The 14561-nt window shown below is 33.6% G+C and carries 13 protein-coding genes; 7 read left to right on the top strand and 6 right to left on the bottom strand.

Going from position 1 to position 14561, the window contains the following annotated elements:
- Positions 1–73: 73 nt before the first annotated feature.
- From AC1Q7L_RS10655 to AC1Q7L_RS10640, 4 genes are all read left to right on the top strand, one after another.
- Positions 74–1180 carry an NAD(P)/FAD-dependent oxidoreductase gene (locus AC1Q7L_RS10655; protein ID WP_492305953.1) on the top strand — a complete coding sequence of 369 codons (1107 nt, stop codon included), beginning with the start codon at positions 74–76 and terminating at the stop codon, positions 1178–1180.
- A gap of 71 nt (positions 1181–1251) precedes the next feature.
- Complete coding sequence (locus AC1Q7L_RS10650) at positions 1252–1728, top strand: hypothetical protein (RefSeq protein ID WP_492305952.1); 477 nt, start codon at positions 1252–1254, stop codon at positions 1726–1728.
- A gap of 104 nt (positions 1729–1832) precedes the next feature.
- Positions 1833–2945: a peptide chain release factor 2 gene (gene prfB, locus AC1Q7L_RS10645; RefSeq protein ID WP_492306488.1), complete on the top strand. Its 1113-nt coding sequence runs from the start codon at positions 1833–1835 to the stop codon at positions 2943–2945.
- Positions 2946–3030: 85 nt separating this feature from the next.
- Positions 3031–3732, top strand: a complete 702-nt coding sequence (locus tag AC1Q7L_RS10640; RefSeq protein ID WP_492305951.1) for a DedA family protein — start codon at positions 3031–3033, stop codon at positions 3730–3732.
- A 44-nt stretch (positions 3733–3776) separates the two neighbouring features.
- Here the strand turns inward: AC1Q7L_RS10640 and AC1Q7L_RS10635 are convergent, their stop codons facing one another.
- Positions 3777–4646, bottom strand: coding sequence for an alpha/beta fold hydrolase (locus AC1Q7L_RS10635; protein WP_492305950.1), 870 nt, complete (start codon positions 4644–4646; stop codon positions 3777–3779).
- 280 nt (positions 4647–4926) lie between these two features.
- Between AC1Q7L_RS10635 and AC1Q7L_RS10630 the strand changes: the two genes are divergently transcribed.
- Positions 4927–7083, top strand: a complete 2157-nt coding sequence (locus AC1Q7L_RS10630; protein ID WP_492305949.1) for a beta strand repeat-containing protein — start codon at positions 4927–4929, stop codon at positions 7081–7083.
- 119 nt (positions 7084–7202) lie between these two features.
- Here AC1Q7L_RS10630 and AC1Q7L_RS10625 read toward each other — a convergent pair whose 3' ends face one another.
- Positions 7203–8213, bottom strand: coding sequence for a beta-propeller fold lactonase family protein (locus AC1Q7L_RS10625; RefSeq protein WP_492305948.1), 1011 nt, complete (start codon positions 8211–8213; stop codon positions 7203–7205).
- 290 nt (positions 8214–8503) lie between these two features.
- Between AC1Q7L_RS10625 and AC1Q7L_RS10620 the strand changes: the two genes are divergently transcribed.
- A complete protein-coding gene (locus AC1Q7L_RS10620) occupies positions 8504–9385 on the top strand; it encodes a DUF808 domain-containing protein (protein WP_492305947.1) in 882 nt (293 codons plus the stop codon).
- A 4-nt stretch (positions 9386–9389) separates the two neighbouring features.
- A complete protein-coding gene (locus AC1Q7L_RS10615; protein WP_492305946.1) occupies positions 9390–10307 on the top strand; it encodes an acyltransferase family protein in 918 nt (305 codons plus the stop codon).
- Here AC1Q7L_RS10615 and AC1Q7L_RS10610 read toward each other — a convergent pair.
- The 4 genes from AC1Q7L_RS10610 to AC1Q7L_RS10595 form a co-directional block, all read right to left on the bottom strand.
- Entirely contained in the window at positions 10304–11320 is a 1017-nt protein-coding gene (locus tag AC1Q7L_RS10610) for a glycoside hydrolase family 43 protein (protein WP_492305945.1), read from the bottom strand. The two genes, AC1Q7L_RS10615 and AC1Q7L_RS10610, sit on opposite strands and share 4 nt — an antisense overlap.
- A 46-nt stretch (positions 11321–11366) precedes the next feature.
- Entirely contained in the window at positions 11367–12506 is a 1140-nt protein-coding gene (locus AC1Q7L_RS10605; protein ID WP_492305944.1) for a DUF4062 domain-containing protein, read from the bottom strand.
- A 66-nt stretch (positions 12507–12572) separates the two neighbouring features.
- Positions 12573–13694 (bottom strand): molecular chaperone DnaJ, encoded by a 1122-nt coding sequence (gene dnaJ, locus AC1Q7L_RS10600; RefSeq protein ID WP_492305943.1) that lies wholly within the window; start codon positions 13692–13694, stop codon positions 12573–12575.
- Positions 13695–13791: 97 nt separating this feature from the next.
- Entirely contained in the window at positions 13792–14328 is a 537-nt protein-coding gene (locus AC1Q7L_RS10595; protein ID WP_410693785.1) for a nucleotide exchange factor GrpE, read from the bottom strand.
- Positions 14329–14561 lie beyond the last annotated feature (233 nt).

Below are 14561 nucleotides of genomic sequence, written 5' to 3'. Positions count from 1 at the left end.
GAAGCAAATTGACCATTGACCATTCACTAATAAACCATTCACAAAATTACTTATTACCAATTACTCATTACTTATGAAAAGCGTCTGGGAGCTTGAAACATTTTACAGAAAACGGGATATTATCATTGTCGGAAGTGGTTTTACAGGACTTTGGACTGCTATTTCGATTAAAGAAAAATATCCTGAAAAATCGGTTTTAATTATCGAAAGAAACTCTGTTCCGTTGGGAGCTTCAACAAGAAATGCATGTTTTGCCTGTTTTGGAAGTTTAACCGAAATCATAGCTGATTCTGAAAAAATGGGTTGGGAAAAAACGTTGGAATTGGTAAAGATGAGGTTTGACGGACTTCAAAAAATTCAACATTATTTTAAAAATTCAGAAATTGATTTTGAATTAAGCGGAGGCTACGAAATTCTGAATAACGATCAACCTTTACAGAAAATAGATGAGGTTAATGAAAAACTGAAACCCATAACTAGAATCGAAAAAACATATTCTTTACAACAGCAAAAAATCAAAGAATTCGGATTGGGAAAATCTGAGTTTTTAATTGAAAATCTATGTGAAGGAAGTTTGCATTCAGGAAAATTGTTACAGAAACTTTTAGAAAAATGTCATGAATTAAAAGTTGAATTCCTTTTTGGAACCGAAGTTGAAAATATTATTGAAAATTCTAATGAAATTGAAGTTTTGCTTTCTGAAAACTTATCAATTAAATCAGATCAAATTATTCATTGCACGAATGCTTTTAGTTCAAAATTTTTAGACAAAGAAAATATTATTCCGGCTCGCGGACAGATTTTATTAACCGAACCTATTGAAAATTTAAAGTTAAAAGGAACTTTTCATTACGATGAAGGATTTTATTATTTCAGAAATTTAGGAGATCGAATTTTATTAGGCGGTGGAAGAAATCAGGATTTTAAAACCGAGGAAACAACGGATTTTGAAACGACAGAATTTTTGCAAGATCATTTAGAAAATTTCCTCAAAGAAGTTATCCTTCCGAATCATCATTTTAAAATTTCCCTGCGATGGTCAGGAATTATGGCAATGGGCTCTGAAAAAACTCCGATTGTAAAACAGCTCTCTGACAGACAGTTTTGCGCGGTAAGATTGTCAGGAATGGGCGTTGCTTTGGCTCCGAAGATTGGGGAAATTGTTGCTGAAATGATTTAATTTAGATATAAAATACAGAAAGTTATTTTTCGATATCAATTGTTATTTATCATTTAAAAAATTACACATAGATGAAATATTTGCCTTTTGAACATATAATTTATAGAACTGATTTATCAAAAAAAGATGTAGCAACAAGGCTTTCTGATTTTATTGATACGAAGCGAAAAGGTTTTATTTTCAATAATGGATCAACAAAAGAATATGAGGGTTTTATGGATGGTGATAATTTTGAAATTAATAGAATTATAAAGAATAGAAATTCTTTCTTACCTCAAATAAGTGGATCAATTCAAGAAAATAACAATGAAACACAAATTGAAGTAAAAATGAAACTGAACTGGCTTGTAATTATTTTCTTAATATTTTGGTGTTCGTTCGTATTATTTTTTTTAATAACTATATTGCTAGCGAACGAAAAAATATCTTCAGATCTAATTCTTCCTATATTTATGTTAATATTTGTTTATGCGTTAACAATGTTAGGTTTTAAAATTGAGAGTAAGAAATCAAAAAAAGACTTGAAAAAAATATTTGAAGCGAAATAGTTTGTGATTAATTATAAACATTCTTTACATAAGAATTTGTGCAAATTCGTGAAATCTGTGGGAATACAACAAATATCCGTATTTTTGCAAAAAAGAATAATTTCGTGATCAACAACGACCAGATAAAAGAAGTTCAATCCAGAATTGAAGACCTATATAAATATCTTCACATAGAAAAAAAGAAGATAGAAATTTCCAATGACGATGAAAAAACGGCTGCACCTGAATTTTGGGATAACCCTAAAACAGCTGAAACTTTCCTGAAACAACTTCGTTCTAAGAAGAAATGGGTGGAAGGTTATGACGAAATCAGCACTCAGTTTGAAGATTTACAGGTTTTGGTTGAATTTGCCAAAGAAGATCCCGATTCTGAAAAAGAATTGGACGAAACCTTCCCAAAATTAGTAGAGAAAATCGAAGATCTTGAATTTAAAAACATGCTTTCTAACGAAGGTGATGAACTTTCTGCCGTGTTACAGATTACAGCCGGAGCGGGAGGTACAGAAAGTTGCGACTGGGCGGCCATGTTGATGAGAATGTACACAATGTGGGCGGAAAAGCAAGGCTACAAAATCAAAGAATTGAATTACCAAGAAGGTGATGTTGCGGGAGTAAAAACCGTTACTTTAGAAATTGAAGGTGAATACGCTTTCGGATATCTAAAAGGAGAAAATGGAGTTCACAGATTGGTAAGAATTTCGCCATTTGACAGTAATGCAAAACGTCATACAAGTTTCGTTTCGGTGTATGTTTATCCTTTGGTGGATGATACGATTGAGATTAATATTAATCCTGCCGATATTTCATTTGAAACGATGAGATCTTCCGGAGCAGGTGGACAAAACGTTAACAAGGTTGAAACCGCTGTTCGTCTTCGTCACGCACCGACAGGAATTATCATTGAAAACTCAGAATCCCGTTCACAGCTTCAAAATAAAGAAAAAGCGATGCAGTTGCTTCGTTCAAGATTATATGAAAAGGAATTGGAGGAACGTTTGAAAGCCCGTAACGAAATTGAAGCCAATAAGATGAAAATCGAGTGGGGTAGCCAGATTCGAAACTACGTCATGCATCCTTATAAATTGATAAAAGATGTACGCTCAGCTCACGAAACCTCAGATGTAGATTCTGTGATGAACGGAAATCTTACGCCTTTCCTGAAAGCATATCTGATGGCAGACGGAACGGGAGGCTCAGCCGATGACATGGACTTATAAATATCATGTCATCTTTTAGTTAAATTCTTATAATTAATTTCCTTTTGAAGTTTATTAGACTTATTTTTGTTAATTATCAATATATATGGAAGATTTCAATAGCTGGAGAGATTTATTAAACCCTGAACTTTATATAAAAATGGGAGGGTTTTGGCTTGTTTTATTTATTGTTTTTGCTGAAACTGGTCTTTTTGTAGGATTTTTTCTACCTGGAGATTCTTTATTGTTCGTTTCAGGAATTTACGCTGTTGATATCATCAAAGAGACTTTTGGCTCTACAGGGAGCGATTTCTTAGATACTACTATTTTGGCTTCGGCGGTTGCCCTTGCTGCGATTATTGGTAACGAAGTGGGATATTACTTCGGGGTAAAAGCAGGACCTGCTTTATACAAAAAGAAAGATACGATGTTGTTTAAGAAAAAATATCTGTATCAGGCGCATGATTTCTTCGAAAAACATGGAGCTTTGGCTGTTATTATGGCTAGATTTTTACCTGTTGTAAGAACTTTTACACCGATGGTTGCCGGAATTGTGAAAATGGATAAAAAAGAGTTTTTAAGAGATAATGTGATCGGAGCGGTTCTTTGGTCATTCATATTGATCTTTGCAGGACACTATCTTGATAAATTGTTCATGGATCAGTTTGGAATTAATTTAAAGGAAAAACTGGAATATATAATCATTATTATCGTTTTAGTAACAACACTTCCGGTAATTGTTAAATTCTTATTCGGTAAAAAAGAAGATCATTCTAAATATGAAAATCAAGATCAAGATCCTGAATAAATAAAAACATTATAAAATAATTAATAACCCGCTTTTGAAGTGGGTTATTTTTTTATCCATTCAAGAATATTGGGATAGATGATGCTGTCTCTTTTCTTTTTATTGAAAAATCGTGGAACGTGACCTGTTTTTTTCATAAAGATCAATTTATGAGGAATATTTTTCTCAGTAAGAACAGAATCCAATGATAATCCCTGATGTTGATTAACCAAGAAATCCGTATTTCCCTGAAATAGAAGGGTAGGAACATTAGAAACATTCGCAATTGGACTTGCTTTTTGAAATTCTTCAGACAGATTTTTTCGGTCAAATTTTATTCCCACCACTTTTTGAAAAGTCGGAGAGGTATATTTTGAGTAAAATGAATTTAAATAACCTTTAGAATAAAAATCCGTTGGCCCGCTCAGGGAAATGATTTTTTTTATCTCATCGGGATGTTGATAACCATAAAGCAATGCTAAATGAGCACCCGCACTTTCTCCGAGAAGAATATAATTGTTGGGTTGTAGCTCGGCTTTTTCAGCTAAAGAATTAAATTTAGTAATTGCAAAGCTTATATCTTCCAACTGTTCTCGGTATGTAATTTTTTTAGATTTTGAAACCAGTCTGTAATTCATATTAATGCTCGGAATATTATTTTCAAAAAGCATTTTCTGAACCTGAATCATATGCTCTTTTTTTCCTAACGTCCACGCACCGCCATGTACAATAAGAACGACAGGAGAATCAACAGAATACTCAGTTGGTAAGAAAACATCCATTTTCTGTCTTTTATGTTCTCCGTATTTTAGATTATATATTTTCTGTTGATTATTGGTTCCCACCCAGACTCTGAATTTTGTATTACAAGAATTTAATAAAAAGCTGATACACCCTAAAACAAAAAAATGATATCTGAGAACAAGCTTTTTCATAGATTAAATTTACATAAAATATTAGATAAAGAAAAAGCTAAAATAAATGATTTTTAGCATTCATAACTGTTGGTTAAAATTATTTTCCCAATACAATACTTGGAGACTAATATAAAATATTTGTTTATTGCAGTATTTATGTAAAAAATTAATATTAATAAGTTTTATTGCGTATAATTTAATATAATTGAAAAATACTAATGATTTCGTAATTTTTATATTGAAAAATCATTTTTTTTTTATATATTTGCCATGTAAAATACAAACACATAAACGAAAGATGAAAAAAGCTTACTTAGGCTCCCTATTACTATTAGGGACGCTCTCCTACGCGCAAGTAGGAATTAAAACTTCTGATCCTAAATCTACTTTAGATGTCACGGCAACAAATTCTACAGGTACTTCTAGTAATGTAGATGGTCTTTTGGTTCCCCGTGTAGATAGGCAAAGAGCTCAAAGCATGACAGGAACTCCGACTTCCACGATGGTATTTATTAACAGTGTAAGTACTGGTACCCAAACCGGAACAACTGTGAATGTAGATGCTGTAGGGTACTACTTTTTTAATGGTTCTGTCTGGGTGAAATTAGATAACCCAAGCAATTCTAGTTCTGCTTCTGTAAACATTTATAACTCAGATGGATCTCTTACAGGAAACAGAATTGTAACTCAAGGCGCACATACCTTGGCATTTAACGGAACTGCTGCCAACGCATTTTCTGTAGACGGAACTACACTATCGGTAGATGCTGCTAATCACAGAGTTGGAATAGGAAATACAAATCCTACAAATAAGTTAACTGTGGTAGATGCTACAAATACTAATCAATTTCAAGGGATTGCTTCAATTTTAGCTAATAACCTTACTCAAGGAGTTGGAATTGGTTGGAATGGTATTCAGTCTATAGGAACTAACACTAATGCAGACCTTTCTCTTAATGCAAAGAATACGGGTAATGTTGTCATGCAGACGCAAAGTGCTGGAAATGTAGGGATTGGTACTTCTTCACCTGGAGTTAAGCTAGATGTAGCTCAGGCAATTGGTACATCCGAAGCAACTCAGTTCCGTATTATCAATACCTCACCGGTAGCTATTAATAATACCGCTTTGATGGGCTTTAATTCTTATAACGGCGGTGGAGCAACTTGGGGTATGGGAAGTATTCAGAATAGTACTACAAATATTGATAGTAACTTTAATATATTGTTCAGTAGTGGAGGAGCTTATAATAAATTCTTTACAATAAGACCAAATACAGGAAATACAGGTATCGGAACTGCAACACCTCAAAAGAAACTTCATGTTAATGGAGATTTGCAAATTACAAGTGAATTGAATGTTGGAGGAAATGCAACTACCGCAGGAAGTGCTGGTACAGCAGGGCAAATCCTTACTTCAGCAGGTGCAGGAGCAGCTCCTACTTGGCAAACACCTGAAGCAGCACCAGCTAGTGTAAATATTTATAATTCGGATGGTACGCTTACAGGAAATAGAATTGTAACTCAGGGAGCGAATACTTTAGCTTTTACCGGAACTGCAGCTAACGCTTTTTCTGTTGACGGAACTACACTGTCTGTAGATGCAGCAAACAATAGAGTGGGAATTGGTACTGCAACGCCTGAGAATAAGTTTCATGTAGTAAGTACAGCAGCTGTTGCCAATAGATTTTCACTTTTCGATGCTCCTGCAGGTACTAATCAGCAATCTATTATGGCAATAAGAAATACATCTCCGGTGGCAACTGGTAATTTTGCTCTTTTAGGATTTTCCAATACAGGACCTACAGGTGGGGGTGCAAACTGGGGAATAGGAAGTTTACGTACTGCAACTGGTGAAGATTTCTTCTTTGGAAACTCTTTAGGATCTTCTTATTTAGAACGTATGAGAATTACTTCTGCTGGAAGAATAGGTATTAATACATCAACTCCCCAAGAGACATTACATGTTAATGGTACTATGCAACTTACTAGTGAACTTAACGTAGGTGGTAATGCCACAACGGGAGGTAGTCCGGGAACTGCCGGACAGCTTCTTACATCAAGCGGAGCGGGTGCAGCTCCTAAATGGACTAATTCGCCAATTGATGCAGATGGAACTGTTAATATTGCTAATGTATCACATCATGTTATCAATGTCAATAGTGAAGCTAATGGAACCTATGTTTTAGATCAAACTAATGCTCCTAACTATACAATTTGGGTTACGCATCCAAGAACATCAGGATGTGATGTTCAGTTACCGGATCCTACTACTCAGCAAAGAAGAACAATTAATATAGTTGCAGCTAACGATACTAAAAGTGTGAGAGTATGTGGTGCTCCATTATTTGTAACTGGAACTACTTCGATCAGCGTAATACCAGCAGGTAAGAGAGTTATGATAGGAGCTTCAAATATTTTTGGTGCAATATGGTATGTTACTATGAAGGATTTTTAATATTAAAAAAGGATATAAAAATAGCTAACTATATAGATTTTAAGCAAAGGAACTCCGTGTTTCTTTGCTTTTTTATTCCATTAATTTAATGAGCTAAGTTTTTTCTGTTTTTAAACTAATTATTTTAATTCAGCAACCGTCAAACCGTCTGGTCTTCCGCCAATATCTAATTTTTTTATAACTTCCATGGTATTGAGATCAATTACAGAGACAGAATTGTTGGGAGTACAAGACATAAAAAGTCTGTTTTTTTCTTTATCCATCAACATGGCAGCGCCTTGTCCTGCATTTATTCTTTTAACTTCTTTTCGAGTTTTGCTGTCATAAAATAACAATTCACCGGTTTTTACACTCACAATACAAACATATTTACCATCTGGAGTAAATTTTAACCGATGAAGTCCCAATACTTTTGCATCAATATCAGCCTTAACTTCTCTTTTTTCGAGGTTAACAATTACAATATGTCCGTCAGGTCTTGCGGTCCACAATTCTTTTCCATCGAGAGAAACATCAAAACCTTCTGCACCTTTTCCAACATTCACTAAAGTTTGAATCCAGTCCCATCTCGGTTTTGCATTAGGAGGTAAAACTCCGGTTGGTGGCATAGTAGGTTGCAACAAAACATGATCGAAAATACTTACTGTTCCCGATTCTACATTGGTTGTATAAAAATGTTCGGCATCCGGAGTTACATATAAAAGATGAGTGATATTTTGTCCGGTTCCCATTGACCATTCAAGTTTGTCTTCTTTTACATCATATCTTCCAACGGCTTTGGAGCCTTGGGCGGTGAACCAGAGTTTATCTTTTACATAAGCCAATCCATGAGAGCCATACAAAGGTCTGGTGTCAATATTTTTAATTGGTTTAAAAGTTTTCAAATCTATAACATTGATTTCGTGTGCAGTTCCGTTAACTGTATTGGCAATATATGCAACCGAACCATCATCAGAGGTTACCACTTCATGCGGATCTTCTCCTACAGGGATTTTCGCAATAATTTCAAGCGTGTTGTAATTTAAAACAACCATTTTTTTGTCCGCTTTTGATAATGCTAAAATATATTTTGTTTGGGCTGATGCGAAATTTGAAATAAGAATTGAAAAAAATAGAATGAGAATCTTCATAATAGTACTTTAAAGTCTCCTTTTTGATGAAATTATTTCTTGTTTGTTAAATCTACATGTTGTTTTAATTGTTGATGTTGTTTCGGCTAATTTTTAAATTGACGGCTGTAACCCTAGCCCCGATTGCAATGAAAATCCTTTTTTGAAAAAAAAAGATTGTAATGAAAAGCGGGAAAAAGCTTCAAATAAAAGTTTCAATAAGTTGTCTCTTAAAACCTTTAATAATCATGAAAAAGTCGAATTAAATAATTATTTTTGCTCTTTAACAATTATTAAAAAAACATTAAAATATGGCATCTGGTTTTTTTGCAATTTTGGATGATATCGCAGCTTTGATGGATGATGTGGCGGTTACAAGTAAAATAGCGACTCAAAAAACAGCGGGAATCTTAGGAGATGACCTGGCTGTAAATGCAGAAAAAGCTACCGGCTTCCTTTCTTCACGTGAGATCCCGGTTTTATGGGCGATCACAAAAGGATCTTTTATCAATAAATTGATCATTTTGCCTATCGTGTTTTTAATCAATTGGTTATATGCTCCAGCGATTAACTATGTGTTGATTCTAGGAGGACTATATTTAGCTTTCGAAGGAGTTGAAAAGGTTATAGAATTTCTTTTTCACCGTGACAAAAAAGGGCATGAAGTGGTAGAAGAAATTGAAGAAGACGGAAAAAGCTCTGAAGAAATAGAAAAAGCTAAAGTTAAATCGGCCATTACAACAGATTTTATTTTATCTATCGAGATCGTAATTATTGCTTTGGGAACTGTTTTGGAAGAAAATCATCCTTTCATTACGCAGATTTTAGTAACGAGTCTGGTTGCATTTATTGCGACTGTAGGAGTTTACGGAATTGTAGCTTTAATCGTAAGAATGGATGATGCCGGATTTAAATTGATCAAAAAAAGTAATGATAAAGGCTTCTTCGGAACATTAGGTCATTTATTGGTGAAGGCTTTGCCAATTGTTATTAAAATTTTAGGCGTAGTTGGTACGATTGCTTTGATAATGGTAGCTGGTGGAATTTTTGTACACAGAGTAGAATTTCTTCATCATTTACTTCCAACATGGCCGGATGTCTTGAAAGAACTTACTTTTGGGATCGTTGGCGGATTGGGAGCTGTGGCACTTTTCACTTTAGGGAAAAAAGTGGTTTCAGCGGTTAGGAAATAATTTTATGAGAAGCTTATCAATTGATGTATTAAAAATAATTCTGGCATTTTTTGTCGTTTTTTTGCACATGCATCTTTTGAGAGATGAGTATCCGTCGTTAAGTTATGTTCTCGTCAACGGACTTTTTAGAATTGGAGTGCCTGTTTTTCTAATTATCACGGGATATTATTTTTACTTTGTTGATACTTTTGATAAGTTGAAAAAATGGACAATAAGAACATTTTTGCTCTATTCAATTTGGTCGATAATCTACATTCTGTTGTGGAAAGAGGGGATGGGTTTCACTAATATTGTTTTTGGTTATCACCATTTATGGTATCTGATTGGGACTTTATTTGCTGGAATTCTTTTGTTTGCTTTAAAGAAAAAATCGACTTCTACGTTGGTTGCAACCATTATTGTTTTATTCGGCATCGGTTATACCATTCAGCTTTTGGGAAATCTGCATTATTTTACAGGTGAACTGGATTCAACATTGAATTTATATCCGTTTTATAGGAACTTTTTATTTGTCTGTTTTCCTTTTTTGGGAATAGGTTTTTTGATTAAAAAACTGAATATCGATGTCAAACAAAAACCTTCATTATTGCTAGTTTTAGCGTCGATCGCTCTTGTTATTTTTGAATCTTTTTTAAATTATAAAGTCATTCATTTAAACCAAAAAGAAAGCATTGATTTATTGATTTCTTTATTAATGGCTTGTCCGCTGGTATTTTTATACTGTAAAAATTTACCTTTTAAAACGGATTCTAAAATTTTAGCAAGTTTATCGACTGCAATTTACTTGGTACATCCATTAATTATGAACTGGATCTTTGATCTGAATCTTCCATCATTTGAATTTGTAATTTTTATTGCGGTTCTTTTAGTTGTGAGTTTGCTCTTGGTTTTTGTGAATAGAAAGGTAAAATATTTACTTTAACCCTGTCCATTCATTGTTTTGATCAGACCGTTTTCATCATAAACAAGTTCTCTTACTTTTAGACTTCTTAAATGATTTTTTCCGCCAGAAGGTTTGCTGTCGTGATAAAATAAATACCATTTATTATCGATCTGAACAATGCTGTGATGAGTCGTCCAGCCAACAACGGGAGTCAGTATTTCCTCCTGAAAGATAAACGGTCCATAAGGTGTGCTACCGATTGCATAAACGAGCTTGTGAGTATCTCCGGTAGAGTAGGAAAGATAGAATTTGTTGTTGTATTGATGAATCCAAGCTCCTTCAAAAAAACGGCGGTCGTTATCACCTGCTTTCAATGGGTTTCCATCTTTATCAAGAATTTGGATGTCTCTTGGTTCTTCCGCAAACTCGGTCATGTTTTTGTTTAATAAAGCTATTTTTGGAGATAAAGCATTTTCCTCTTTTTTAGGTTCAATGGAATTTTTTAAAGCTTTATTATTCCTGTATTTTTCCAATTGTCCGCCTTTCAGACCTCCGAAATAAATGTAGTAATTACCCTTGTCTTTTAAAACTGCAGGATCAATGCTGTAGCTTCCTTTGATTGGATTTTTTTCTGCTTTAAAAGATCCTTCCGGTTTGTTGCTTACTGCCACACCGATTTTAAATAACCCATTTTTATCTTTTGCAGGAAAATAAAGATAATATTTACCATTTTTCTCCACACAATCAGGAGCCCAAAGTTGTTTTTCTGCCCACGGAATATCTTCTAATTTTAAAATAATTCCAAGATCTTTTGCCTTTTCCTGTTGAATATTGTCCATCGACAAGACATGATAATCCTTCATATTATAATGACCTCCGTTTGTAGGATCTTTTACTTCCGTATCAATATCATGAGAAGGGTAGATGTAGATTTTATTATTAAAAACATGAATTGAAGGATCTGCAAAGTAGAGATCACCAAATAAATATCTTGGTGTTTCCTGTGAATATAGCAACTGTGAAAGTAATAAAAAAGATAAAATTTTCTTCATACAAATATTAACTTTAATTAATTGAAAAGATATGGTGAAATTTTATTTAGTTATCAAATAAAATTTCCACCTCATTGGATAACCTTTCCTTGAACATATTCACAGACTCAATATTTAAAATATATGGCTTTACTTTTGTATTAAATTTATTATTAAGAGTTGTAAGTTGTAAATATTCAATTTTAAAAGGAATTTTATTTTCTTCTAAAAGCTTATTAAATTGGTTTATTTTTTCTATATTATATTCTTTTACAAAAACTCCCCTTTGTGCTTTTGATTTAAATTGGGGAATTGTTATATCATTATTTAAAATTTCATCAAAAATAAAAGAAGTGATTGCATTTTGCTGCTCATCATTAATATCAAAACGATTTTCTGTAAGTGCTACAGTTTTTTGATGAAAAAAATCAAAGATTTGATCGCAAAAAAAATCACTTATAATTAGAAACTGCTGATTTATAACTTTTTCATATTCATTGTTATCTTTTCCTAAAATTTTCTCGCCAACACTATTTAACATTGTGCTCATTCTTAATGTAATATTATTAAGCTCTTCTACACTATTTAAAACTTTAGAAACCTCTTTTTGCTTTTGTAAACTGTCTAAATATAAATAAAATAAACCTGCAAATTGATTTTGTAAATAATTTTCAATTTGTTCAATTTTTTCAAAAGTTTTAACAGGTTTAGTTATAAGTAAATCAATAAACCTAAAAATATTAACAGAATCTACATGTGCAAATTTAAAATTAGGTTTAGATTTATTCTCAATATTTTCATAATAATTTAAATTTTCTAAAAAATCTTGATTTTCTTTAAAGGTCCTATATTCAGAAAAGACATTTTTTTCTATAAATATAAACAACGGAATATTTTTTTCTAATGCAGTTTCGAATTCTTTTCGTGTAACAGAAATATATTCCTGTTCATATTTTTTTATATCTTCAGTTGTATTTCCATTAGTTGCTGTTGAGCCATATCTACCACCTACAATTAATATCATAATATGACATAGAGATACTTCATTATATGCTGAAGAATCAATAGGTTTATCAAATTCATAAGTTACTTTATCGCTTTCAAAAAGAACGGATTCAAATCCATAATTATCAATGAAATGTTCAAGTCTTTCCCTAACGTGTTTAAGATCATAATATGTTGAACTTACAAAAATGCGTGGTTTCATGTGTTAATATTTTTTTTGCAAATTAATAAAAAAAAGAGACTTGCAATAAGTCTCTTTTAAATATTTTTAGTTGAATAAATCTTTCACTTTATCAAAGAAAGTTTTTTCTTTTCCGGAAGGTTCTGCAATCATTTCTCCGCTAGACATCTGCTTTTCGAAGAAGTCTTTCTGTTCTTTCGTCAGTTTTTGTGGAGTCCATACATTGATGTGGATAAACATATCTCCTTTTCCATAGCTGTCGATGCTTGGTAAGCCTTTTCCTGCCAGTCTTAGGATCTTTCCGGATTGTGTGCCAGGTTCGATCGTGATCTTCACTTTTCCACCAACAGTAGGGATTTCTCTCTTAGTTCCCAATGAAGCTTCAGCAAACGAAATATATAATTCTTGGTGAAGATTATCACCTTCTCTTTTAATTACTTGATCTACTTCTTCCTCTACAATCACCAATAGATCTCCGGGAATACCTCCAAATGGAGCGTCATTACCTTTTCCTCTTACATTAAGCTGGATTCCGTCTCTAGCTCCTGCAGGAATGTTGATAGTGATTTCTTCTTCATCTTTTATTAAACCTTGTGCATTGGCACCTGCAGGAATTTTATCGGCAACTTTCCCGATTCCCTGACAAGTTCCACAAGTGGTCTGTGTCTGCATTTGTCCGAACATTGTGTTCATTACTTTCAGTTGAACACCAGAACCGTTACATGTAGGACACGTTTTTGAAGTAGCACCAGGTGCTGTCTTCATTTTTTTTACTTTAAGAGTTTTTTGGGTTCCGTTTACCATCTCTTCAAGGTTCAGCTTGATTCTGATTCTTAAATTAGAACCTTTCACTTGCTGTTGTCCTCCGCCAAAGCCACCGCCACCGCCGAAATGACCACCGAAAATATCTCCAAACTGACTGAAAATATCCTCCATATTCATTCCGCCTCCGAAACCGCCTCCGCCGCCAAAGCCACCGTTTCCGCCAACTCCTGCATGACCATACTGGTCGTATCTTGCACGTTTATTGTCGTCGCTTAATATTTCATAAGCTTCTGCTGCTTCTTTGAATTTTTCTTCGGCTTCTTTATCTCCCGGATTTTTATCTGGGTGAAATTTGATCGCCATTTTACGGTACGCTTTCTTTATTTCTTCGGCTGATGCAGATTTGCTAAGTTCAAGAACCTCGTAATAATCTCTTTTTGACATGTCTTTTTATAATTGATTATCGATAAATGATAATTGATGCCTATTGCTTCTGGCTTATAGCCTATCAATTATCTCTCATCATTTATCATTGATGAATTTAGTTTCCTGTTACTACTTTTGCAAAACGAATTACTTTTTCGCCTAACATGTATCCGGTTTCGATAACGTCTACAATTTTACCTTTCAAGTCTTCAGAAGGTGAAGGGATTTGAGTAATAGCCTCGTGAAGATCTACATTAAAAGTATCTCCGGCTCTTACTTCCATTACTTTCAAACCTTTTTCAGTAAGTTTATTTTTAAGTTTCTGATAAATAAGCTCAACGCCTTGAAGGTCTGCTTCGTTTCCGTTTTTAGCGATCTCTTTTAAAGCTCTTTCAAAATCATCCAGCACACCAAGCATAGATACCATCATGTCTTGATTTGCATATTGGAAAAATTCCATTTTCTCTTTAGAAGTTCTTTTTTTATAATTTTCGAACTCAGCGTAAAGACGGATGTAACGGTTTTTCTCTTCTGCCAAAAGTTCTTCCGGACTAGGAGTATTTGTCACATTTTCTTCAGCAACTGTTTCGTTCTGAGTATTTGTATCTTGTTGTGTATTGATGTTTTCTTCGTTGATATCCTGATTTTCCATTTTCAATAACTATTTTAATGAATTGTTTGGCAAAGATACTGCCAAAGAAAAAATCAGGACATTAAGGCAGGATTAGGAGTGAATTGGGAGTTGTAAATTGTCAATTTTTCCTATTTAATTAGTTACCTTTTTCAGACTAAATATTTTTCAGGAGCTTAATCTCGCTATCCACTCATACTCCTCGCGCCAGCACACGCCAACGCTAAAATCCTCCAACCCTCTCACTTTCTTGC

The organism is Chryseobacterium sp. GW823-FHT05E08, assembly GCF_058795655.1.
Note: the sequence above shows the minus strand (reverse complement) of the source record. Positions and strands in the feature narration are given on the sequence as shown.

Coding starts and splice junctions, on each gene's coding strand:
- AC1Q7L_RS10615 (WP_492305946.1), top strand. CDS start 9,390: ATGAGAAGCTTATCAATTGATGTATTAAAAATAATTCTGGCATTTTTT.
- AC1Q7L_RS10635 (WP_492305950.1), bottom strand. CDS start 4,646: ATGAAAAAGCTTGTTCTCAGATATCATTTTTTTGTTTTAGGGTGTATC.
- AC1Q7L_RS10625 (WP_492305948.1), bottom strand. CDS start 8,213: ATGAAGATTCTCATTCTATTTTTTTCAATTCTTATTTCAAATTTCGCA.
- AC1Q7L_RS10605 (WP_492305944.1), bottom strand. CDS start 12,506: ATGAAACCACGCATTTTTGTAAGTTCAACATATTATGATCTTAAACAC.
- AC1Q7L_RS10595 (WP_410693785.1), bottom strand. CDS start 14,328: ATGGAAAATCAGGATATCAACGAAGAAAACATCAATACACAACAAGAT.
- AC1Q7L_RS10620 (WP_492305947.1), top strand. CDS start 8,504: ATGGCATCTGGTTTTTTTGCAATTTTGGATGATATCGCAGCTTTGATG.
- AC1Q7L_RS10650 (WP_492305952.1), top strand. CDS start 1,252: ATGAAATATTTGCCTTTTGAACATATAATTTATAGAACTGATTTATCA.
- dnaJ (WP_492305943.1), bottom strand. CDS start 13,694: ATGTCAAAAAGAGATTATTACGAGGTTCTTGAACTTAGCAAATCTGCA.
- AC1Q7L_RS10655 (WP_492305953.1), top strand. CDS start 74: ATGAAAAGCGTCTGGGAGCTTGAAACATTTTACAGAAAACGGGATATT.
- AC1Q7L_RS10630 (WP_492305949.1), top strand. CDS start 4,927: ATGAAAAAAGCTTACTTAGGCTCCCTATTACTATTAGGGACGCTCTCC.
- AC1Q7L_RS10610 (WP_492305945.1), bottom strand. CDS start 11,320: ATGAAGAAAATTTTATCTTTTTTATTACTTTCACAGTTGCTATATTCA.
- AC1Q7L_RS10640 (WP_492305951.1), top strand. CDS start 3,031: ATGGAAGATTTCAATAGCTGGAGAGATTTATTAAACCCTGAACTTTAT.